The organism is Candidatus Omnitrophota bacterium, assembly GCA_016209275.1.
In the GTDB taxonomy this organism is placed as follows: Bacteria; Omnitrophota; Gorgyraeia; order Aquiviventales; family Aquiviventaceae; genus JACQWM01.
In genome coordinates this window covers 12559-32731 of record JACQWM010000059.1, presented here as the reverse complement: position 1 = coordinate 32731, position 20173 = coordinate 12559, and the positions used below count along the sequence as shown (strand labels likewise).

Sequence of the window (20173 nt, the reverse complement as noted above, 5' to 3'; positions counted from 1 at the left end):
CGACCCGCGCTTTACGAAAGCGCTGCTCTACCAACTGAGCTACGTGGGCAAGCCTCTCTACGTTACCACGTTCGAACTCTCGTCGCCATCCTGCGTTACGCTGAGGGGGGTCGAGGTAGCGACAGTGTCACCGTCGTGCCGGCGCCCAATTCACTCGTCAGGCTGATCGACCCGCCGTGCAACTCAACATACCGCTTGGCCAGCGTCAGCCCGATGCCGGCCCCGTCATACGTGCGGTTCATGCGGCGATCGGTCTGATAGAACGGCTCGAACACCCTCTCGATATCCTCGGGCGCAATGCCCACCCCGGTGTCCTGAATGCGGATGGAAACCGCCTGCGGGCTTCCCTCCATGGTGATCGTGACGCGCCCGCCCTGCCGGTTAAATCGAATCGCATTCTCCAGCACGAATCCCACTGCGGCTTCGATCCGCTGTCGATCCGCCTCCACCATCAGCGGCACGGCCGGCAGGCTCACCTCGACGGGGATGGCGCGTTGCGCTACCTGCTCGGTCAGGCGCGCGAGAGCCTCCTGCACCATGGCCTGCGCGGCCACGGGCTGGCGCCGCAGCAGAATCGTATGGCCCTGGGTCAGATCGATCATCTGCTGCAAGAGCCGGTGGAGCCGCTCATACGCTTCCAACAGCGTCTTCGTCCCGCGCTGCTGGTCCTCCGAGAGCGGCCCCAGCGTGCCGTCGGCCAACAGGCGGATCCACTCGCTCATCAGACACAACGGGGTATTCACTTCATGGGACAGCGTCATCAGAAAGAAGCTTTTGAGCTCGCTCAGCTCGGTGAGGCGACGGTTCAACTCTTCCAGCTTCAGGCGTCCCTCCTGCGCCGAGCGCACCTGCTGCCGCAGCCGCACGCGCTGCTGGCAGCGGTACACAATCGCCTGCACCTGCGTCAGCTCGAAGGGCTTGGACAAAAAATCGCAGGCTCCGTCGCGCATGACATCGACGGCCCCTTCCAGAGACGCGTTGCCGGTGATCACCGCGACATTCACCAGGGGATCCAGCTGCTTGAGCTGCTCCAGCAACTCCACGCCGGAGAGCTTCGGCATTTTGATGTCGGTGAGCACCAAATCCGCCGGCTTGCACGTAAACAGCTCCAGGCCTTCGACGCCATCCGCAGCCGTGCGCACGGCGCAGCCGGAATCGCGCAGCATCTGCTCGAGCAGCTTGCGGATTTTCGGCTCATCATCGACGACGAGCACATCGAGGGACATGGAGGCGGCCATCAGAAAGACAAGGCGCCGAGGGCCAGACTTGCACTGGCGACACCACGCTTTTCAGGCGTGTGCTCTACTACCTGAGCTACCTCGGCGCGGGGACGCATTATACCCTATCGATGAATACGCGTCACTCCCAAGGCGGCGGCGCAGACGGCGAGGGCGACATACGCCCACAACGACAGCCACAGGCCAGGCCCGACCGTCACCGCAATCAACAACCCTGCCGTGTTGGTCGTCGATAATTTCCAGAACCCGGCGGCGGCCAGCGTTGCGCACAGCCCTGACACGGCATACGGCAGCCACCACGGGCGCGGCAGCCACGTCAGCAGGGCTGCGCACCCAACCGCGATCCCCGGGAGCAGATAGACCGCAGCACTCTGGAGCCCAACCTGCTGGCGCTTGCCGGTGAGCATCTCCATGATCGCGACGGCGAGCTGCGCATGCTGGCTATTGGCCATCTGCGGAATCTGCGCGCCGCTGATGACTCGAGGGATGTCTTCCAGGGACGGGACCGTGATGTCGCCGGTCACCGTCTCGGCTCCTCGTCTGATCGTGACCGCCACCCGGCCGACATCCTTCGTGATCCCCCTCATCGCGCCAGCGAGCCCCTCCATGGTGCCTTGCAGCGGGACCGTCTCGCGCAGGCGCTTGACCGTCGATGGCTCGCGCAGGTCAATCCGGGCCCACGGGAGAAAAAATCCTATGACGGCGAGACTCGCACACACCCAAGCCGCCATCAGGCACACCACACGCGCAGGCTTCATGGCGCTCCTCCAGAACGCTTAACCGAATCCCGTCCGATAACTTCTCAGCGCCGCGTCGCGAAGAAACCATCCTAAGAGGATATACCACACCCCGGCGCTGAGGCGATGCTGGGCGACGGCCACCCAGATCCCCAGCACGAGCAAGCCGAGGCCGAAGAGGGCTCCAAGCCAACTGGCCATGCGCGTGGCGCGCACCGGATCATTCGTCAGGCCCCAGAGCAGCGCGCGGACCACGCGCCCGCCATCGAGGGGAAACGCCGGCAGCATGTTGAAGATGGCTAAGCCGATGTTGATGAGGGCCAGGTACTGCAAGAGCGCTGAGCCTACGTCGAATCCCGGAGCCGCCAGGCGCAGGGATCGCCCAGCCACCACGCACGCCGCGGCCAGCGCTACACTCATCAGCGGCCCTGCCAGCGCGATGATCAATTCCGCGAAGGGTCGGCGCGGCCGGCCGGCCAGTTGCGACACCCCTCCGAACATAAACAGCGTCACCGACGCCACCGGCACGCCGTAGCGTTTGGCCGTCAGCGAGTGTGCGAGCTCATGGATGACGATGCACGCAAAGAGCAGCAGCGCGGCCAGGCTCCCGAGCGCCCAATGCGCCGCCGCCGACCAGCGGGGATACGCGACGGGAAAATATCCCGTGGCCAGCGACCACATCAGGTACGCGACGACCAGAAACCAGCTAGCACTGACGCGCAGCGGGATGCCAAAGATCCGCCACGGTTGAGCCGGCATTACGCAAACAGGTCGTCGGGAATCGTGTCTTCCGCCAGGCGTGGAATCGGTTGAGCCACCTCACTGTGCCGGCTCACCGCCCAGCGGCAAAATGCGCAGGAAGCCGACGATGAGGGCAGCGGGGAGGCGAGGCATCGGCACGCGGCCGCAAACACGTCATAGGCGCTCTCCGGATCGGTGGCCAGCGTGTGCACTGCCACGTCAAATGGAAAGCCATTGTGCAGCGTGCCGTCGATCGGAAAATAGTAGACGACATAGGCGCTGCGACTGGTGCGGTAGCCGTTGCGCTCCAAGAGCAGCGTGTAGACATCCATCTGGAATTGATAGTAGGTTTGGCTGTAACTCAAATCGTCGGGGGCTGAGGCGCGCGTTTTGTGATCCAGGGGGGCGAGGCGCTGATCGGAGAGCGTGATGCAATCATCCAGTTTTCCCCACAGCCGCGCGCGGGTCGCGGGGTCGTTGAATCCCAGGGTCAGCGGCGTCGTCGAGAGGGTCCCGCTGAGCTTGCCGGCAATCAGCGGCGGCAACGCGCCTTGCTTGCGGTAGGTCTCAAAATAGCCCTTCAACACGCGATCAATCCCGGAGGGCAACGAGGGAAACGGCCCGCGCGGCCGCTCGATTTTCTTATTGATGTGCAGCCAGAAACATCGCGGGCACTCTTGAAAGAGCTTCAGGGTCGAGGCGGAAAGTTGCGGCATGGTGCTGCCATTATACCAAACCCCCAACGAAAAAAGTGACAGTCACTTTTTTGAACGGGAGAAGTGACTGTCACTTCTGAACAATGATGGCCGTGGGAGCTCGATAAGGCGCCAAAGCGCCCTCAGAGCTTCGGCAGCTAAGCAACCGTATCGCGCACCACTCGGCGCCTGTATCCCACCCCCTGCTGCTGTTCGCCGCAGGCGAACCGCTTCGTAGAAGCGGTGGTCGCTCTGCGACCACGCAGCAGGGGGTTGGGATGCGCTTCCCCAGCGCTCACCGATATTTCACGCGCGCAACTGTAGGCCTTGAGCTTTGCGGCCCGGCCTTTCGGCACTTCGCCAATCGGATGGGATAGCCAGCGAAGCCTCCGCCGCATGGGCGGAGCGGTGTGCCATTATCGGCTCCCAAATGACCGTACCATATCTGGTTAAACTTTTTCAAGAGGTTAAGAAAGGAACTTTTGCCTGGCCTGTTGGATGCGCTGGACGCTACGTTCCAGCTCATCACCGTCGAGACAGCCGCTTGCATACGCGGATCGCAGCCCCGCAGCCGCGCGCTGGGCCGCAGCAAGATCCGAGCAGATGAGCAACAGGTCATGCCCCGCCTCGGTCGCGCGGATGGCCAGCTCGTCCATCGCGCCGAAGGACCGCAACGCCCCCATTTCAAGATCATCGGTGAGCATCACCCCTTCAAATCCCAGTCGGCGCCGCAGCAGATCATGGATGAGCCGCCGTGAAAACGTCGCCGGCAGGCCGGGCGGATCCCCAAGATGGGGATAGCACGCATGGGAGGACATCACCATCGCCACACCGGCCATGATCGATCGCTCAAACGGGACGAGATGCGGCTCCATGGCGTTCCAGTCCGCCGTGATCGTCGGCAACGCGCCATGCGGGTCGCGATTGACCGCGCCCAGCCCGGGAAAATGTTTCGCGCAGGCCGCGACCCCATGCGTCTGCAAGCCACGAATTCTCGCAGCGGCATAGGCGGAGACGCGCTCAGGATCCGCGCCGTAGGAGCGGTCGCCAATGATGGGGTCGGCTCCCTCGACCAAGACATCAACACAGGGGGCCAGATTGACGTGGACGCCCAAGGCTCTGAGCTCTGTCGCTTCCACACAGCCTTGCGTCTCGGCATCGGCCACCGACATCGTGGTGCCGACGGTAAGCGCTGAGGGAAACCGGGTCACCCCCTCGGCAAACCGGATGATGCGGCCGCCCTCGTGATCCACCATGACCCACAGCGGATAGCCGAGCCCCTCCTCCAGGCGGCGCAGCAATCGGCGGAGCTGCTCCGGCGAGGCCGCGTTGCGGCTGAAGAGCACGAGGCTGCCCGCGCGAATCGCGCGCAAGGCCTCGATGACGTCCTCGGTCGCCTCGGCACCCGGAATCCCCACGGCGAGGCGTTTTCCGATAAGCGTCTCAAGATCCATGCAGTCAAGCACCAAGCACCAACTCCCAAGCACCAAACACAAGCCGTTTGGAATTTGGTGCTTCCATGATGTCAGACTAACACGGGGAGAATCGGCTCGCAAGTTGCAGCCGAAAAGCACGCGTGCTATTCTGCACGTGATGCCACGCGCGATCCGCTATCGCCAGTTGCCGACGGAACAGTCGCATCCGCAAAGCGTCAGCCTGGATCGGCTCTCAACGCTGCAGCTCTTGCAGTTGATGCACCGCGAAGATCAGCAGGCGGTGCGCGCGGTGGGACGGCAACTCGCGCAGGTGGCCAAGGCGATTGCGTTGATCGAAGCCTCTCTTCGGCATCGGGGACGGCTCATCTTCGTGGGCGCGGGGACGAGCGGACGGCTCGGGGTCATCGAAGCGGCGGAGTGCCCTCCCACGTTTCGCACGACCCCATCGCAGGTCCAGGCCATCATGGCGGGCGGCCCGCGCGCGGTGCTCCGCTCCCGCGAGGGCGCAGAAGATGCCCGTGCGAGCACCCAAGCGATGGCGCGCCGACGGATTCGCGCAGGCGACGCCGTCGTCGGCATCACGGCCAGCGGGGTGACCCCGTTCGTGGACGCGGCCCTCAGGGCGGCTACGCGGCGCGGCGCTGCCACCATCCTGGTGACGTGCCATGCGCGCGCACCGATTCCGGCCGATGTGCGCATTGCGGTTGTCGTCGGGCCGGAGCTCTTGGCCGGCTCCACGCGACTCAAAGCCGGCACCGCGACGAAGCTCATCCTCAACATGCTCACCCTGGGCGCGATGGCGCGGCTCGGGAAAACCTACGGCAGCCTGATGGTGGATGTGCGGCCCACCTCGCGAAAATTGACCGCCCGGGCGATCGCGATCATTCAGCTCGTGACGCACGTCTCCCCGCGCGTAGCGGCCGCGCGCTTGCGCGCCGCGCGCGGCAATGTCAAAGCCGCCATCGTCATGGCCTCGCATCATGTCTCCCTCGTGGCTGCGCGCCGACGTCTCAGCCATGCTCATGGCTCCCTGCGAAAGGCCCTTTCCTCTCAACCACTGAATCACTCAATCACCCAATCACTCAATCACTGAATCACGACATGGGTATCCTCGCGATCGGTGTGATGTCCGGCACCTCGTGCGATGGCGTCTCCGCCGCGCTCGCGCAGTTCTCCAACCGGACCGTTCGAATCCTCACTGAGCGCACCACCCCGTATTCCCCTCGCCTCGCGAGACTGTTGCACAAAAGCGCAGCCCTCTCGGCTGCCGAGCTCTCTGCCCTCAATATGGCGCTGGGCGAAGCCTTCGCGCGGGCGGCACGGCGTTGCGCTGCCGCCGTGCCAGGGGCTGCGCGCCGCATCGCGGTCATCGGCTCGCACGGCCATACGGTCTATCATGGGCCGTCGGATCCGATCCCCTCCACCTTGCAGCTGGGCGAACCGTCGGTGATCGCGCAGCGCACAGGCTTGCCGGTCGTGGCCAACTTTCGCCCGCGCGACATCGCCGCCGGAGGCAGCGGCGCGCCCTTGGTGCCGTATTTTGACGCCGCGTTTTTCGGGCGAGGGGCTCCGCGCGCGCTGCAAAATATCGGCGGCATCGCCAATGTGTCGATCGTCGGCCGCGGAATCCGACCGATGGCCTTTGACACCGGCCCGGGCAATTGTTGGATGGATGTCCTCGCCCAGCGCATCAGTCGAGGACGTCTTCGATACGACCGCGGCGGCCGTCTGGCCCGATTGGGCCGCATTGATGAAGGCCTGGCCAAGCGCCTGTGGCAGCATCCGTATTTTCGCCGGCCGCCGCCGAAGTCCACAGGGCGAGAGCTCTTCAATGAACGGCTGCTGCGAGACATCTTCGGCTCACGGCTCAGCCGCGCGCCGCACGCCGTGCTCTCGACGGTGACGTACTTCACCGCCTATAGCATCGTGGAAAGCTACCACCGCTTCGCGCCATATCGCCTGCGAGAAATCATCGTCAGCGGCGGCGGCGTCTACAACCGCACCCTGATGGATCACCTCACACGCCTCGCGGCGCCGGCGCCGGTGCGATCGATCGCCGACTACGGCATCCCCCCGCAGGCGAAGGAGCCGGCGGCGTTCGCGTACTTGGCCCTGCGCGCGCTGCAAGGCCGCGTGAATCACCTCCCATCAACCACTGGTGCAAAAACGGCTTGTATTTTAGGGTCCCTGACGCTTTCATTCCACGATCCACGATCCACGATCCGCCATTCGTCGCATGCATTGGATTGATTGGACCATCGTCGCGGCCTTCTGCGCGATCAGCGTCGCGATCGGCCTGGCCTTCCGCCGGCTCGCGAACCAAAACCTCGAAGCCTACTTCGTCTCCAATCGCACGCTCGGCTGGTGGCTGGCGGGCACCTCGATCGCCGCGACGGCGTTTTCCTCGGATACGCCCCTGCTCATCACCGGCATGGTCCGCCGGCGAGGGATCTGGGGGGTGTGGGAGGTGTGGGCGCTGGGGATCAGCACGATGCTCGCGGTGTTCGTCTTTGCGCGGTTGTGGAAGCGGGCGAACGTGATGACCGAAGTGGAGTTCGTCGAGCGGCGCTATCACGGCGGCGCTGCGGCGTTCTTGCGGGGATTCAAAGCCGTGTACTGGGGCGTGTTCTACAACTGTTACGTGATGGGCGTGTGGCCGATCGCCGGCATGACCAAAGTCTTGCAGGAAACGACCGGGCTCCAGCGGTACGAGGCGATCGTCGCCTCCGTCGCGCTGGGAGCGCTCTACACGTCGATGGCAGGCCTGTGGGGCGTCATCGTGACCGATGCGTTTCAATTTGTCTGGGCGATGATCGGCGCGGTCATCTTAGCCGTCGCCTCGGTGCATGCGGTGGGAGGCCTGGCGGCGCTCTCAGAACGCTTGCAAGGGACCTCGTGGCTGAACGTCCTTCCCCCGGCGACGGCCCCTGGGGAGGCGTGGCTGAGCGCGCCGTGGGGATGGTTCGCCGGATTGTTCCTCGTGCAATGGTGGGCCTGGAAAAACGCGGATGGCGGCGGGGTCGTCGTCCAGCGGCTGGTCTCCTGCAAGAATGAGCGCCAGGCGATGCTCTCGGTCTTGTGGTTCAACATCGCCCACTATTGCCTGCGGTCATGGCCGTGGATTCTGACCGCGCTCGCCTCCATTCTGCTGATCCCGGACGCCGCGTTGCGCAGCGGCGCGTTTGTGGATCATGAGCGGGCCTATCCTCGGCTGATCACCATGCTGCTGCCGATCGGCCTGCGCGGCGTGCTCGTGGCGTCATTCTTCGCCGCATTTCTTTCGACACTCAGCACCCAACTGAACTGGGGCGCGTCGTACGTGGTGAATGACGGCTACAAACGCTTTGTGAATCGGCGCGCCTCAGAGCGCCATTATCTGATGGTCGCGCGCGGCGTGCCGTTCGCGCTGGCCCTCGGCGCGATGCTGGTGGCGTTCTTCAATCAGAGCATCGGGGCGTCGTTTACGTGGATCTTGCATCTGACCGCCGGTATCGGCCCGGTGCTTGTACTGCGGTGGTGCTGGTGGCGCGTCAATCCGTGGAGCGAAATTGCGGCGATGGCGGCGAGCCTTCCGATGCTCTTGCTGCGCCCCTGGGTGTTCGGCGCTTTCGGGTGGCCGGCGGGGGTATTGCCGGAGCTGCTGTTCATGGTCATCGGCACCGCGCTCGTGTGGGTGCCGGCGACACTGCTCACCGCGCCGGTCGATCGCGTCACCCTGCAGCAGTTTTACGCCGCGGTGCAGCCGCCGGGGCGATGGCCGCGGTGGATCGGAGCCCCCCGCGCCGAGCACGCCTGGGCATCCACGCTCGCGCAGTGGCTGCTGGCGACGGTCGCCCTCCTGGCGACGACCATCGGCCCGCTGCAGGTGATGGTGGGCACGGCCCGCTCAGGATGGATGTCGTGCGGCATAGCGCTAGCGTGCTGGGGGATCGTGGTCTGGCGCGCGATGAGGCCGCGCGGAGCAGCTAGCGCCGATGGCGAAGACGGGCCGCCAGATGGGTCGCCCAAATCGACACCTCGTAGAGCGCCATCATCGGCCCCAACATCAGGAGGAGGCTGACGATGTCGGTCGTCGGTGTGACGAGGGCGGCGATGATCGCTAGACTCAAGATGGCGTAGCCGCGCTGCTGCTGCAGCCACGCCGGAGTGACCACGCCGGCCCGGGCGAGAAAAAACAGCGCCACCGGCAACTCAAAGACCACCCCGCTCCAGAACATCATCGTCGTCACAAACGACACGTACTGATCAATCGAAATGACCGGCTCCAACCGCCCGCGGCCGATGCTAAAGAGGACGCGCAGGGCGGTCGGCAAGAGCCCATAGTAGGCGAGGGCCGCGCCCAACACAAACTGGAGGCTGCCCCAGCCGATAAACGCCAGCCCGTACGATCGCTCGCGTTCGGTCAACCCGCTGCGCACAAACAGCCACACCTGCCATAAGACCACCGGCATGGCGATGATCACTCCGGAGAGCACGCCGACTTTCATGTAGGCGAGCAGCGGCTCGGTCGGGCTGAAGAAGGCGAGCCGCCACAGCAGATGCCGCGCGGGCTGCTCCAGCCAGCCGAGCAGGTGATCGACGCGCGCGAGGCTGATGGCCACACCGAGCAGCACCGCCAGCAGGCTGATGGCCAAGCGGCGGCGCAGCTCTTCAAGATGCCCGACAAACGTCATGGCGGGCTCGCGGCGGGATGGCGCGCGGGGTGGCATGGCATGTGTAGTATAGCAAAACGAAACCCCGCCACGTTCGGTTTGCGGTCGTGGCGGGGTCAGGGACTTTTCGATTTGCCGTGACTTAACGGCAGCGCGCTCGGCGGTGCCGTCTCTTGACGACGCGCCGGCGAAGATGACGCTTGCGCAGCATCCGGTCCCCTCCTTTCCTCGTACTCCCCAAACCTTACCTGATGGCGGGGAACTTCTGCAAGAAAGTTGAGAGGCGGGCTCTAGGAGGATGCCCAGCACTGATCCACCGCCCGGCTGAGCGCGGCAAAATCCACCGGCTTGCTCAAAAACGCTTTCGCGCCAAGCTGCAGCGTCTGCTGCGCGGCGTCTTGCTGATCGGCGGCGCTGACAATAATGACGGGGAGTGTGGGATACCGCCGGGTAAGGATGGTCAGGGCCTCCAAGCCGCTCATGCCCGGCATCAGCAGATCGAGCAGCACGACATCCGGCAATGATGTTTCGGCGCGGGCCAGGGCTTCTTCTCCGCCGTTGACCGTGGTCACGTCATACCCTTTCAGTGAAAAATACTCCGCCAGCACGCGGCAGATGCGGGCTTCATCGTCCACGATCAGCATCCGGCGCTGCGTCGTCTGCTGGGGAATCATCGGGTGGGAGCCGGCTCAGGAGCAGCCTGCAGGTGCCGGAGGAATTCGCTGACCACCATATAGGCGTCCGTCATGACCCGCTCCCGCTCGGCGGCGAAGACTGGACTCACGAGAAACGCCGCCGTCCACGCCGGCCCGTTGGCCGTGCGCGCGCGGAACGCCTCGCGAATGGACGTCAGGGCTTCCGCCACCAGCGGCTCCGTCTGGTGCGGCCTCACCTGCTGGGCCACCTCGGCAGGGCCGCGGCCGTAGTGCGCCAGCAGCGCATAGATATCATAGGCATCTTTCTCTCGATAGCGTTCGCCCAAGACGATGCCTTTCATGGCGAGGGACGCCACCACATCGGCCATGCGAAGCGGGGCGCGCACCGCGCCCCCATCAGGCAAGTCGCCGGCGAGCGTCATCGTGGTCTGATGCCCAAATGCCACCTCGCAGCCTTTCAGTTTTCTGGCCAGCAGGTCATCCTGCAGGGCGCGATGAGCCCGCCGCGGGCCGGCGGCGGAGGCATCGATCGGGGTGAGGAAATCAATGCGGATCACATACGGTTTGCGGGTCGCCGGCGAGGCGACGGTGCGCTCAAGGCTGCCGGGGATCGCCGCCCCGCGCCGATCGCTCGCCGCGCGATAGCCGCGCGCCGCCAGCAGCTCGAGGATCGACGCGTACTGCGGCTCGCGGATCTTCTCAGGATCAATGGCCAGGTCGATATCGATGGAGCCGACGTGCTCAAACGTATCGCCGGAGGGGCGATGCCGCTCCAACAAGAAATATGGCACCCACCCGCCGACCAGCACGAACGCCTCGCGATACGCCCGCAGCGCTGTGAGCAGCTCGAGCAGCACCGCTTTGGAGGCGCCGGTCACTCCAGGTCCGTACGATTGGCTCGTGCGTTCAGGCGGCATCGGACCCCCTCTTCGAAACCGTGTCCCGCCAACCCTAGGCGGTGGCCGGGTGGCCACGACGCGGCCACTTGGTCACTTGGTCACCCACTTGGGTATTTATGAAACTGGTTCTAGTACTTCAGGACCTTTTGCCGGAGAAACTCCGCTTGCTCGCGGCCGCGTGATGGCTCGGCGCACAGATCGAGGTACAGCTGCACGGAGCCGACCACCGTCACCCCACGCACCGCGTGCGCGCGATACCACACGCCCGCGTCTGGGGCAATAGTCATCAGCGCATTCGCTCCGGCGTCGACCGGGCGCAGGTCGAGGGCGCGCACCCACCGGTCGGCGTGGAGCGCATCATCAATATACCAGCAGACCGCGCTCACCCCCCGCACGAACGGTGCGATCACAGACGCCGCAGCGAAGGAGGTCATGGCATGCCGCAGATGATGCCGCGCGGCCGCGGCCGAAACACGGCGCATGAGCCGCGCGCTCTCCCGCTCAAAACTGTAGTAGGCGAGGGTCTGCGGCGCCGGTGCCGGTGCCGGCTGCTCGCGCCAGGCGTCCAACAACAGCGCTGGCTGGCGAAGGCGCAGGCGGCGCTGAGCCCATTCCGCGTACGCTTCATCACTCAATCGGTGGCAGACCGCCGAGGCGTGCCCGAGACTGACATCGGCGGCGGATGCGAGCTCCTGCACCTGCCAGAGGCGTTTCGGCTCCTCGAGCACGGCCCGCACGATCCGGCTCGAGATGGGGGTGAAGAGCGACGCCGGCCGGCCGCGGCGGGGAAAGGGGTTGTGGTCGACGACTTTTTCAATGTAGAGATCGCCGATGTGCACCCGGCAATTGCCGGCGAGATCCAGGTAGCCCACCCCGGCCTCGCGCACGAGCTGCCGCATGCGCGCGCTCAAGAATCGCGACGCGATCATAGGATAGCCGCGCGTCGCGGCGGCCGTCTTGAGGCGGCGCGCCGCCTCGGCCATCCGCCCCGGCGAGGCCTCGGTCCGGACATCGAGCCAGAGCCGATGGACGCGTCCGGTGGGTGCCTGAGCCTCAATCACCAGACCCGCCTCCGAGGACCGGCCGAGGGCGGGGGCCGCCGTGGCGCGGAGCACGCGCAGCGACGGCAGGAGGCGGGGAGCGGCCGCAGAGAGCTCGGCGTTGAGTTTCGTTAAATGCTGTGTTTTCATTGACAGGTGAAATTGTCGCTCATGATGAAACCTCTGTCAAGCGGGATTGCCTTCGACGTCAAAGGTGATGTCGATCTGATCCGTCAAAAACAGCTCCAGAAAGCTGAACGTCCGCCGCCAGATAAGATGATAGGCTCGGCGGTCGACCGACGCCGTGCCGGAGAATCGCGGGTGCCACCGGCCCTGGGCATCTTGCCACGGCGGCTGAATGGTCAGCGCCATGACCACCGGATGCTCGAACCCATGCATGGCGAGCCGGCCCGGCAGCGTGGCTTGCGCGCCGGCGATGTCGTCGACCCCGCCGGTGCTCTCAAAACGAATGACGGGGTAGCGGACCGTATCAAAGACGCGCCGTGGCAGCTTCCGATCCGCGCTGCCGGCGTCGATCATCAGGCGAACACTCGAGGCGGACATCGCCTCCGGCTGATAGGTGAAGGTGCCTTCAAAATCGCGAAACCGCCCGTGAATTCGGCTGAAGAGGGTATGGACGGTGTAGGTGATCGTGGTGCGCTCCCGATCAAACGTGTACGTGCCGGCCAACGCCGCGGGGTTCCACAGCGCGACCATCATGGCGACGGCGGCGAGCCGCCCGGTGTAGCGGCTCATAGGGGATGGAGGGACGCGGCGGACACCCAGCCGGCGCGGCCGTCAGCTCGGCGAACCTGCACCCACGATGAGGCGGCGGAGAGCTCGAGGGTGGCGAGGCGTTCAACGACAGCGCCCTCAGGCAGCGTAAAGTACACGGTCCCGCTGGCCTCAGGAGCAAAGCGCACCTGGGCGGTTGGCGCGATGACCACGGCGGCAGGCCGCCCTTGCTCTTGATAGGTCTGCGCGATGAGCGCGGCGAGCGCTGCGGCGAGCAGCAGTGTGGCGATGGCGGCAACAGGTCCGAGCCCCCGCCGGATCGGCATCACCCACGCCCATCCCATCCAGCAGAGGATCGACACCCACAGCGCCATGAGCGTTGCCCCTGCCAGCTCCTGCAGCGAGCCACAGCCGTTGAAGGTCAAGAGGCGCCCAAGCCTCGGCGTGGTGATCGACGCCGCCGCCGCATCGGAGAGCAGCAACCGCACCGCGGCGAGATTGGCGCGAAGATCCGGATCGCGCGGGGTGAGGCGCTGCGCGTTGAGATACGCCCACAGCGCTTCAGCAGGCTGGCCGTTCTTCAACAGCGCATTGCCGAGATTATAGTAGAGCGGGCCGCTTTCCATGCCCTGTGCCAGCAGGGTCGTATACAATTCGAGCGATCGTGGGTAGTGCCCGTGGCGATACGATTCGTTCGCTTGGGCAAACAGGGTGGAGGGCGCGGCGGGTGCCCTCGAGCCTCCATGTTCGACGGCGATTCCGATCGCCATCAGGATCGCGGCCCCGAGCCATAGGCCGACGCGCGGTCGATGCGTCATGCGGGCCTCCATCGCTCCAACTGCTTCAACGCCTGCTCTGCCTGCTGCACAGTCTCCGCGGCCTGTTGAGTGGCCACCGACATGGGGGCGAACCGCGCCGCGTCGCACCGGTCGATGACCGTCAGCAGGATCATTACGACCTCCGCCGGAGCCCCACGCGCGTTCAAATAGCGATCGAGCTCTGCGTGGGTCACGGCCTCAGAGGGGATGTTGAACCGATCGCCGACATAGCGCTGAATGGCGCGGAAGACTGCTTCGTAGCTCTCCGCGATCTTGCCGCTGCGCTGCAGCGCTTTCGCCACCCCGCATCGCTTGAGGGCTTGCCGCAAGGCCCCGCTGGCTCGCGCGAGCCCTGGATCAGCCGCCAGCTTCAGACGGTGGCGGCGCACGCCTTCGCTGACACCCAGCAGCAGCAGCGGACTGACCGCCCAGCTCCACCACCAAGGACTCCGGACCCACGACCAGCCGATCGCGGTGAACGATCCTGGCGCCTCCTTAATATACACGATATCGTGCCCGATCGGATCTTCCAGCGGAACCCTACGGGTAGCCGGTGGGCGATCGATGACCATCGACTGCTGCGGAGAAACGGCTGGGGTCACCGTCAACGGCAGCGGCCCGCGCGAGAGTGTTGCATAGGCCCCGGCCACCGGATCAAAGACGCTGAAGTGGGCTTGAGGGATTTCACGCACGGACGGATCGAGCGGAATAAGAACCTGCTCAAACGTTTTCTGCGCAGGATCTGTGGACGGCCGAACCTGCGGCTCATAGATTTTAAAGTGGGCGGGATCGGCATCGAGCTGCGGGGCCGCCAAGGTGTCCAGGTTCCCTTGTCCGCGGATGGTCATCGTCACCGTCACCGGTTCGCCCGCGGCGACCTTCGGCGGCACGGCGGAGACGTCCATGGTGAAGCGCCCGATCGCCCCGCGAAAGTCCGCGGGCTTGCCCTGCTCCGGCAACGGCAAGACCTCAACCATCACCGGCTCCGCCTTCACCGTCACGGGAAACGCCTGGAACTGCCCGAAGAAGTCGCTGAAGAACGCGTCATCAAACGCGCGGTCCAATGGCGATCCGGGCCGGCGAGGCGCGCTGCGACGGCCCAGCACTTCACAGGTGATGGTCGCCGGCCCAAGTGATACGCTCCCGGGCCGGATTGGCGTGATCGCGGTCTCAAACTCCAGCAACGTGTACGGCTGTCCCCCCACCGACACCATGGATTGCTTGGGTTGCCCCAGCGGCTTGACGAGCAACCCCTCGGCGGAGAGTTTGGGCATGTCGATCCCGCGCACCCGGATGCCGCCGACGAGCAGCTGCAGCCGTGCGGGCACCGACTCATTCACATACAGGGTCGTCTTGTCGACGGCCAGCTGCAGCTGCATGGCATCGCCGACTGACGGCGGAGGACGCTCCGCGGGTTCATCCAGAGCCCCCGGCGGCTGCCCCGCCCGTTGCGCCCCGGCTGACACCGGCAGCACCGTGACTGAAATCGGCTCGGTCGTCAGCGTCCGGCCCCCCGCCTCCACAGGAATCGGCCCGATGGTCAACGCGCCTTCTTTCTTGGCGAGGAGCAGATAGCGATACGCGATCGATGTGGACATCTGGCCGTTGATGATGGAAATGGAGGTCGCCGGGCCGACGTATTCGGCGGCAAACCCGTCGGCTGTCACCGTCGGCGGGGTGGCCTGTTGCGTGCCCTCGACCGTAATGCTCAGCTCGATGGTGTCTCCGAGCACGACGCGCTGGCGATCGACCCTGGCGGAGACGCTGATATCTTGTTGCGCAACACACCAAGCACTAAATCCCAGACCCGAACTAATAACCAATAACCAAGCACCAATAACCAAACAATGACCAATGTCCCAATAACTGAATAACCAAATTGGAGTGTGATGAATTGGTTTGGTGATTGGTAATTCGGTCATTGGTGATTGTTTGGTCAATTGGAATTTGGTCATTGGTAATTTCGATTACCAGTCCTTCTCAACCGGTGTCTCATGCGCGTGCGCTTGGTTCGTCGACGGCGCTCGCTGCTCTTCTTGCCGGAGCGAATCTAAAATCCACAAGGCCTGCTGTTGTGACACGTTGTTCATGGGCTGGCCCTGCCCTGACGATGATTGCGCTTCCGGTGTCTGTGGCTGCGGTTGCGGCGTGTTGCCCTGCGGCGCTGGCCCCTGCGGCTCGCTGCCCGGCTGCTGCTCGGGTTGCTGGGAGGGCGCTCCACCCTGCGGCTGATCTGAGGCTGGCTCGTTGGCGGAGCCTTGCGGCGTCTGCTGTTGCCCTTGGGATGGCTGCGTTTCCAGTTGCTTGAGCCATCGATCCACCAGTTCATAATTATACCGCGCGTCCGTATCGCGAGGATTTCGGCGGATCGCGGTTCGGTACTGCTCGAGGGCTCCTCGATACCGATCGATGGCCTCATCCGGTTTCGTGGTCAGCGTGGCTTGTCCCTGGCGATATTGGGCATTGCCCAGATTGTAGGCGGCCTTCGCCTGAAGCTTCGGCGCAGCGGCTCCGAGCGCGCGACGCAAGGCCTCGGCGGCTTCGTCATATCGACCCTGCCGATAGAGCGCCGTCCCCTGATTATACTCGCGCTTGGCGTCGTCTCCTGCCCACGCCGGCATCGGCACCCCGAGCCACACACTCACGAGGACAGCGATCTGCGTTCTCATCGGCTTAGGCCCTGCCTCGACGACGATCAGCAATGAGCGCTTCCATGATGAGCAAGAGCCACGCCAGCGCCAACGGCCATTGGAAACGCGGCTCATACTGCTTTTGGCGCGCGCCCTCGACCTCGTGAGTTTTCATGTTCGCGATCCGCTCGCGGTAGATCACATCCAACCCGAAGGCGGTGGGGGTGGCGCGCACATAGCTGCCACCGGTGGCGAGTGCCACGCGCTGCAGCAGCTCTTCATTCAATCGCGATTTCACCGTCCGCCCTTCGCGATCTTTCATAAATCCCGCCCCTGGTTGCGCTGGTCCCGCGGGGATCAATTCTCCCTCCGGCGTGCCCATCCCGATGCAAAAGATCTTCACCCCGGTGTTGGCCGCGTCATTCGCGGCGGCGAGGGCGTCGCCTTCATGATCTTCGCCGTCCGTGATGATGATGAGGGCTCGCGATTCCTCCGTGCCGGCGTCAAACGCCTTCACGCTGGCGCGAATGGCCGAGGCCAAGGCGGTGCCGCCCTTCGGAATCGTGCCGGTGGAGAGATCCTCAAGCGTGAGGGCCACCGCCCCGTAATCATTGGTGAGCGGACACTGCACGAAACTACTTCCGGCAAACGCCACGAGACCGAGGCGATCCCCGCGCAGCAGCGGCAGCAGCTCCTGCACCGCCCATTTCGCGCGGCTTAACCGATTCGGGGTGATGTCTTCCGCCAACATGCTGTTGGAGACATCGATGGCGACCATGAGATCGACGCCGCGCCGGCGCACCGGCTCCCAATGAAACCCCCATTGGGGACCAATAAGAGCCAGCAGCAGACAGCAGATAGCACATAGCAGACAGCAGGCTTTCAGCCAGCGAGCGCGCCAATCAACCGTTCGCGCCAACTCGCGCGCCAGCGGCTCAGCGGCAAAATGCGCGAGGTGGCGCCGATGCCTGACCAGCGCTGCGGCCAGCAAGGCGCCGAGCAGCGGTGCAAGCCCCAACCACCACCACCGTTCGGGATGACTCCACAACATCTATGGCAATACCCGCAGCCAGGTATTCGCTAACACGAGCTCAACCAGCAACACCAGCAGAGCTGGGATGACGAACCATGGGTACCACTCCTGATACGTCAGATACCGGGGCTGCTCGATGACGGTGGTTTCCATCTGATCGATGTGCGCATACGTCTGCTTCAGCGAGTCTGTATCGGTGGCCCGAAAATACGTCCCGCCGGTCTCTTCGGCAATACGCGTGAGGCCCTCATCATCCACATCAATCTGCACCGGCTGGTAGACCGTCTGCCCGAAGGCGTTCTTCACGGGAAAGGGCGCCGCGCCTTTGGTGCCGGCTCCCACGGCGTACATCTTGACCTTGAGCGCCTTGGCGAGTTGGGCCGCGGCCTCCGGCGTGATGGCGCCGGCATTATTCACCCCGTCGGTCAGGAGCACCATGACGCGGCTGTTGGCCTTGGAGCTGCGCAGGCGGTTGAGGCTCGTGGCTATGCCGGAGCCGATCGCGGTGCCATCCTCCACCATGCCAATCTGTGCTTGCGTCAGGCACCTCAGCAGCCACCCATGGTCAAGCGTGAGCGGGCATTGGGTATACGGCCGCCCGGCGAAAATCACCAGCCCGATCCGATCATTCGGCCGATGGTCGACAAAATCCTTGACGACATCTTTCACGACCTCAAGGCGATTGGTGCGGCGTCCGCGCAGCGTAAAATCCTCCGCCAGCATGCTGGAGGAGACGTCGACGGCCAGCACGATGTCAATGCCTTCGGCCGAAACCTTGGTGGCCTCCAGCCCCAGCTGCGGGCGCGCCAGCGCGGCCGTGATGAGGGCGAGCGCCGTCAGACGAAGCCACGCGGGCACGCGCAACCAGCCCGCGCGGCTTCGGTGCATGACCAGTGTCAATCCGTTGACGCTGGGAAATCGCAGTGCCGGCCGCGCGCGCCGCAGGGCGAGCCACCACAGCCCGATGAGCCCCCCAAGGCTCGTGAACCACCACGGATCATGGAATGTCATACGTTGCGCAGCTCCGGTTGAGGTGTCGGGACGGTCTCGGCAGGCATCGTCTGCTGCACGAATCGCCGAGCCGAAGCCATCAGCGCGTGGCCTTCTTGAACCGACGGCCGGTATCGCGCGAATTTCACCAAGTCGCAGGCGGTGAGAAAGTCGCGCAGCAGCTGCTGCTGATCCGGCGCGAGCGCTTGGGCCGTCGTCGCGGCATGCAGGAACTCTTCCGTCGTCATCTCCGGCGCGCGCAGGCCGTGGCACCGCTCGATATAAACGCGCGCGATCGCCGAGAGCCGCACCACATACTCCTCCTCGCGATGCTGCGGTAATAAGCCTTCCGCCTCCAACCGGGCGAAGTCCTCAAACGCCTCCTCATGCGGCGGACGCGGAGGCGGAGACGTCGGTGCGATCACTCGACGCTGCCGAACCCACCACACCCCCAAGCCTGCCCCGATCAGCAGCAACAGCGCGCCTCCGATGAGGATGGCGCGCCATGGCACAAGGAAGACCGGCGGTTTGGCATCGCGGATGTCCAAGGTCTTCCAATCGGACGCCGGCAAGCCGCTGTTGACCGTCACGGCGGTGGCTTCGCCGGAGACCGCCCGCTCCTGCCCATCGCTGCCGATGATCCCAATGGCCGGCGGCGGAATCGCATGCGACCCCACGTCATAGCTGCGCAGGCGATACCAGCGCGTTTCCCGCATTCTGCCGCCGGAGATCGGCTGAGTCGCGGCCCCGCGGTCCTCGACATCCATCTCGCCGATAACCGCCCCGATCGCCGGCCAGCTCACGCGGCTCCCCGCGGGATACTCGGCGGTGATGGCGTATCGGACCGGCTCGCCGATCTCCACCTCGGCCTTATCTACGGCTGTCTGCACCGTCACCTCGGGGTCCGCCGCCCATGCTGCTGTTATCCCAACATAGGCGAGTAGTATGGCCATCCAGGGAACCTGAAACCTGAAACCTGAAACGTGAAACCCTCTCATCGGCGCGCCGCTCGTCGGGCAAAGAGCCTCAGGAACGGCTCTAAATAGGGCTGATCGGTATAGACCGTGACTAGATCCACCCCGGCCGCTCGCATCATGCCCGCGACTCGGGCCTGATGATCAACGCTCGCTTGGGCATAATCGTCTCGGATGTCGGAGCGGCTGGCATCGAGGGTGATCGGCTCGCCGGTTTCCGCATCATCGAACCGGACCCAGCCGAGCGGCGGCAGGCGCGTTTCGCGCGGATCGATCAGATGGACCGCGATGAGATCATGCCGCCGGCCGGCGATGCTCAAGGGGGTGTGCAGGTCATCGCAGAAAAAATCTGAGAGCAAAAAGGCGACGGTCTTGCGGTGGGTGATCCGGCCAAGATACTGCAAGGCGTCGGCGATGTCCGTTCCGTCGCCCGAGGGGCTAAACGAGAGCACCTCGCGAATCAGCCGCAAGACGTGCCGCCGGCCTTTCTTCGGCGGGATGAATCGCTCCACGCGGTCGGTAAATAGGAGAAGCCCGACCTTGTCCAGATTTTTGATGGCGGAAAACGCGAGCAGCGAGCACAGCTCCGTGGCCGCGCGCTGCTTGAGCGCGCGCGATGAGCCGAAGGCCATCGAGCGGCTCAGGTCCACGAGAAACATGACCGACAGCTCGCGCTCTTCGACAAACCGCTTGATGAACGGCCGCCCGGTGCGCGCGGTCACATTCCAGTCGATGGCGCGGATATCGTCCCCAGGCTGGTATTCTCGGACTTCCTCGAACTCGATGCCGTGGCCCTTGAACACGCTCGAATACCGGCCGGCCATCGTATCATTGACGAGGCGGTTGGTGAGAATTTCAATCCGCCGCACTTGCTTGAGGATCTCGGGAGGAATCATCCC

The 20173-nt window shown here is 64.7% G+C and carries 20 protein-coding genes and 1 tRNA gene; 3 read left to right on the top strand and 18 right to left on the bottom strand.

Features of this window, described 5'->3' with window-relative positions:
* Window positions 1-95: 95 nt before the first annotated feature.
* The 6 genes from HY737_08570 to nagZ all read right to left on the bottom strand — a co-directional run bounded on the left by HY737_08570 (window position 96) and on the right by nagZ (window position 4877).
* Window positions 96-1238 (bottom strand): hybrid sensor histidine kinase/response regulator, encoded by a 1143-nt coding sequence (locus HY737_08570; GenBank protein ID MBI4598436.1) that lies wholly within the window; start codon window positions 1236-1238, stop codon window positions 96-98.
* Window positions 1239-1251: 13 nt separating this feature from the next.
* A tRNA-Phe gene (locus HY737_08565) sits at window positions 1252-1324 on the bottom strand.
* Between the two features lie 18 nt (window positions 1325-1342).
* Window positions 1343-1996 (bottom strand): hypothetical protein, encoded by a 654-nt coding sequence (locus HY737_08560; protein MBI4598435.1) that lies wholly within the window; start codon window positions 1994-1996, stop codon window positions 1343-1345.
* 18 nt (window positions 1997-2014) lie between these two features.
* On the bottom strand, window positions 2015-2734 hold the full coding sequence (locus HY737_08555) for a site-2 protease family protein (GenBank protein ID MBI4598434.1): 720 nt from the start codon (window positions 2732-2734) through the stop codon (window positions 2015-2017).
* The gene (locus tag HY737_08550; GenBank protein ID MBI4598433.1) at window positions 2734-3432 is read right to left on the bottom strand and encodes a PD-(D/E)XK nuclease family protein; all 699 of its coding nucleotides are present in this window, start codon (window positions 3430-3432) and stop codon (window positions 2734-2736) included. Before HY737_08550 ends, HY737_08555 begins: the two co-directional genes overlap by 1 nt.
* A 446-nt stretch (window positions 3433-3878) precedes the next feature.
* On the bottom strand, window positions 3879-4877 hold the full coding sequence (gene nagZ, locus HY737_08545; protein MBI4598432.1) for a beta-N-acetylhexosaminidase: 999 nt from the start codon (window positions 4875-4877) through the stop codon (window positions 3879-3881).
* 127 nt (window positions 4878-5004) lie between these two features.
* Here nagZ and murQ point away from each other — a divergent pair, with 127 nt between their 5' ends.
* The 3 genes from murQ to HY737_08530 are packed head-to-tail and all read left to right on the top strand — an operon-like array spanning window position 5005 to window position 8907.
* On the top strand, window positions 5005-5940 hold the full coding sequence (murQ, locus tag HY737_08540; GenBank protein MBI4598431.1) for an N-acetylmuramic acid 6-phosphate etherase: 936 nt from the start codon (window positions 5005-5007) through the stop codon (window positions 5938-5940).
* Window positions 5941-5948: 8 nt separating this feature from the next.
* Window positions 5949-7097 carry an anhydro-N-acetylmuramic acid kinase gene (locus HY737_08535; protein ID MBI4598430.1) on the top strand — a complete coding sequence of 383 codons (1149 nt, stop codon included), beginning with the start codon at window positions 5949-5951 and terminating at the stop codon, window positions 7095-7097.
* Complete coding sequence (locus HY737_08530; protein ID MBI4598429.1) at window positions 7084-8907, top strand: Na+:solute symporter; 1824 nt, start codon at window positions 7084-7086, stop codon at window positions 8905-8907. Before HY737_08535 ends, HY737_08530 begins: the two co-directional genes overlap by 14 nt.
* On the opposite strand, the gene tatC is transcribed toward HY737_08530, so the two are convergent.
* The 12 genes from tatC to HY737_08470 all read right to left on the bottom strand — a co-directional run bounded on the left by tatC (window position 8813) and on the right by HY737_08470 (window position 20170).
* Complete coding sequence (tatC, locus tag HY737_08525; GenBank protein ID MBI4598428.1) at window positions 8813-9556, bottom strand: twin-arginine translocase subunit TatC; 744 nt, start codon at window positions 9554-9556, stop codon at window positions 8813-8815. The genes HY737_08530 and tatC overlap by 95 nt on opposite strands.
* A gap of 233 nt (window positions 9557-9789) precedes the next feature.
* The gene (locus tag HY737_08520; GenBank protein ID MBI4598427.1) at window positions 9790-10173 is read right to left on the bottom strand and encodes a response regulator; all 384 of its coding nucleotides are present in this window, start codon (window positions 10171-10173) and stop codon (window positions 9790-9792) included.
* Entirely contained in the window at window positions 10170-11072 is a 903-nt protein-coding gene (locus tag HY737_08515) for a hypothetical protein (GenBank protein ID MBI4598426.1), read from the bottom strand. The genes HY737_08520 and HY737_08515 overlap by 4 nt, the downstream gene beginning before the upstream one ends.
* A gap of 110 nt (window positions 11073-11182) precedes the next feature.
* Window positions 11183-12244, bottom strand: a complete 1062-nt coding sequence (locus HY737_08510; protein MBI4598425.1) for a hypothetical protein — start codon at window positions 12242-12244, stop codon at window positions 11183-11185.
* 36 nt (window positions 12245-12280) lie between these two features.
* Entirely contained in the window at window positions 12281-12850 is a 570-nt protein-coding gene (locus HY737_08505; protein ID MBI4598424.1) for a YceI family protein, read from the bottom strand.
* Window positions 12847-13647 (bottom strand): tetratricopeptide repeat protein, encoded by an 801-nt coding sequence (locus tag HY737_08500; protein MBI4598423.1) that lies wholly within the window; start codon window positions 13645-13647, stop codon window positions 12847-12849. The genes HY737_08505 and HY737_08500 overlap by 4 nt, the downstream gene beginning before the upstream one ends.
* Window positions 13644-15470: a protein BatD gene (locus tag HY737_08495; GenBank protein ID MBI4598422.1), complete on the bottom strand. Its 1827-nt coding sequence runs from the start codon at window positions 15468-15470 to the stop codon at window positions 13644-13646. Before HY737_08495 ends, HY737_08500 begins: the two co-directional genes overlap by 4 nt.
* A 144-nt stretch (window positions 15471-15614) precedes the next feature.
* A complete protein-coding gene (locus tag HY737_08490; GenBank protein ID MBI4598421.1) occupies window positions 15615-16316 on the bottom strand; it encodes a tetratricopeptide repeat protein in 702 nt (233 codons plus the stop codon).
* A gap of 4 nt (window positions 16317-16320) precedes the next feature.
* A complete protein-coding gene (locus HY737_08485) occupies window positions 16321-17148 on the bottom strand; it encodes a VWA domain-containing protein (GenBank protein MBI4598420.1) in 828 nt (275 codons plus the stop codon).
* 180 nt (window positions 17149-17328) lie between these two features.
* Complete coding sequence (locus tag HY737_08480; protein MBI4598419.1) at window positions 17329-18321, bottom strand: VWA domain-containing protein; 993 nt, start codon at window positions 18319-18321, stop codon at window positions 17329-17331.
* On the bottom strand, window positions 18318-19253 hold the full coding sequence (locus HY737_08475) for a hypothetical protein (GenBank protein ID MBI4598418.1): 936 nt from the start codon (window positions 19251-19253) through the stop codon (window positions 18318-18320). The genes HY737_08480 and HY737_08475 overlap by 4 nt, the downstream gene beginning before the upstream one ends.
* Before the next feature lie 41 nt (window positions 19254-19294).
* Complete coding sequence (locus HY737_08470) at window positions 19295-20170, bottom strand: DUF58 domain-containing protein (protein MBI4598417.1); 876 nt, start codon at window positions 20168-20170, stop codon at window positions 19295-19297.
* Window positions 20171-20173 lie beyond the last annotated feature (3 nt).

Coding starts and splice junctions, on each gene's coding strand:
- HY737_08530 (MBI4598429.1), top strand. CDS start 7,084: ATGCATTGGATTGATTGGACCATCGTCGCGGCCTTCTGCGCGATCAGC.
- HY737_08570 (MBI4598436.1), bottom strand. CDS start 1,238: ATGGCCGCCTCCATGTCCCTCGATGTGCTCGTCGTCGATGATGAGCCG.
- HY737_08505 (MBI4598424.1), bottom strand. CDS start 12,850: ATGAGCCGCTACACCGGGCGGCTCGCCGCCGTCGCCATGATGGTCGCG.
- HY737_08475 (MBI4598418.1), bottom strand. CDS start 19,253: ATGGCCATACTACTCGCCTATGTTGGGATAACAGCAGCATGGGCGGCG.
- HY737_08555 (MBI4598434.1), bottom strand. CDS start 2,734: ATGCCGGCTCAACCGTGGCGGATCTTTGGCATCCCGCTGCGCGTCAGT.
- HY737_08560 (MBI4598435.1), bottom strand. CDS start 1,996: ATGAAGCCTGCGCGTGTGGTGTGCCTGATGGCGGCTTGGGTGTGTGCG.
- HY737_08550 (MBI4598433.1), bottom strand. CDS start 3,432: ATGCCGCAACTTTCCGCCTCGACCCTGAAGCTCTTTCAAGAGTGCCCG.
- HY737_08500 (MBI4598423.1), bottom strand. CDS start 13,647: ATGACGCATCGACCGCGCGTCGGCCTATGGCTCGGGGCCGCGATCCTG.
- murQ (MBI4598431.1), top strand. CDS start 5,005: ATGCCACGCGCGATCCGCTATCGCCAGTTGCCGACGGAACAGTCGCAT.
- tatC (MBI4598428.1), bottom strand. CDS start 9,556: ATGCCACCCCGCGCGCCATCCCGCCGCGAGCCCGCCATGACGTTTGTC.
- HY737_08535 (MBI4598430.1), top strand. CDS start 5,949: ATGGGTATCCTCGCGATCGGTGTGATGTCCGGCACCTCGTGCGATGGC.
- HY737_08480 (MBI4598419.1), bottom strand. CDS start 18,321: ATGACATTCCATGATCCGTGGTGGTTCACGAGCCTTGGGGGGCTCATC.
- HY737_08470 (MBI4598417.1), bottom strand. CDS start 20,170: ATGATTCCTCCCGAGATCCTCAAGCAAGTGCGGCGGATTGAAATTCTC.
- HY737_08510 (MBI4598425.1), bottom strand. CDS start 12,244: ATGAAAACACAGCATTTAACGAAACTCAACGCCGAGCTCTCTGCGGCC.
- HY737_08490 (MBI4598421.1), bottom strand. CDS start 16,316: ATGAGAACGCAGATCGCTGTCCTCGTGAGTGTGTGGCTCGGGGTGCCG.
- HY737_08515 (MBI4598426.1), bottom strand. CDS start 11,072: ATGCCGCCTGAACGCACGAGCCAATCGTACGGACCTGGAGTGACCGGC.
- HY737_08520 (MBI4598427.1), bottom strand. CDS start 10,173: ATGATTCCCCAGCAGACGACGCAGCGCCGGATGCTGATCGTGGACGAT.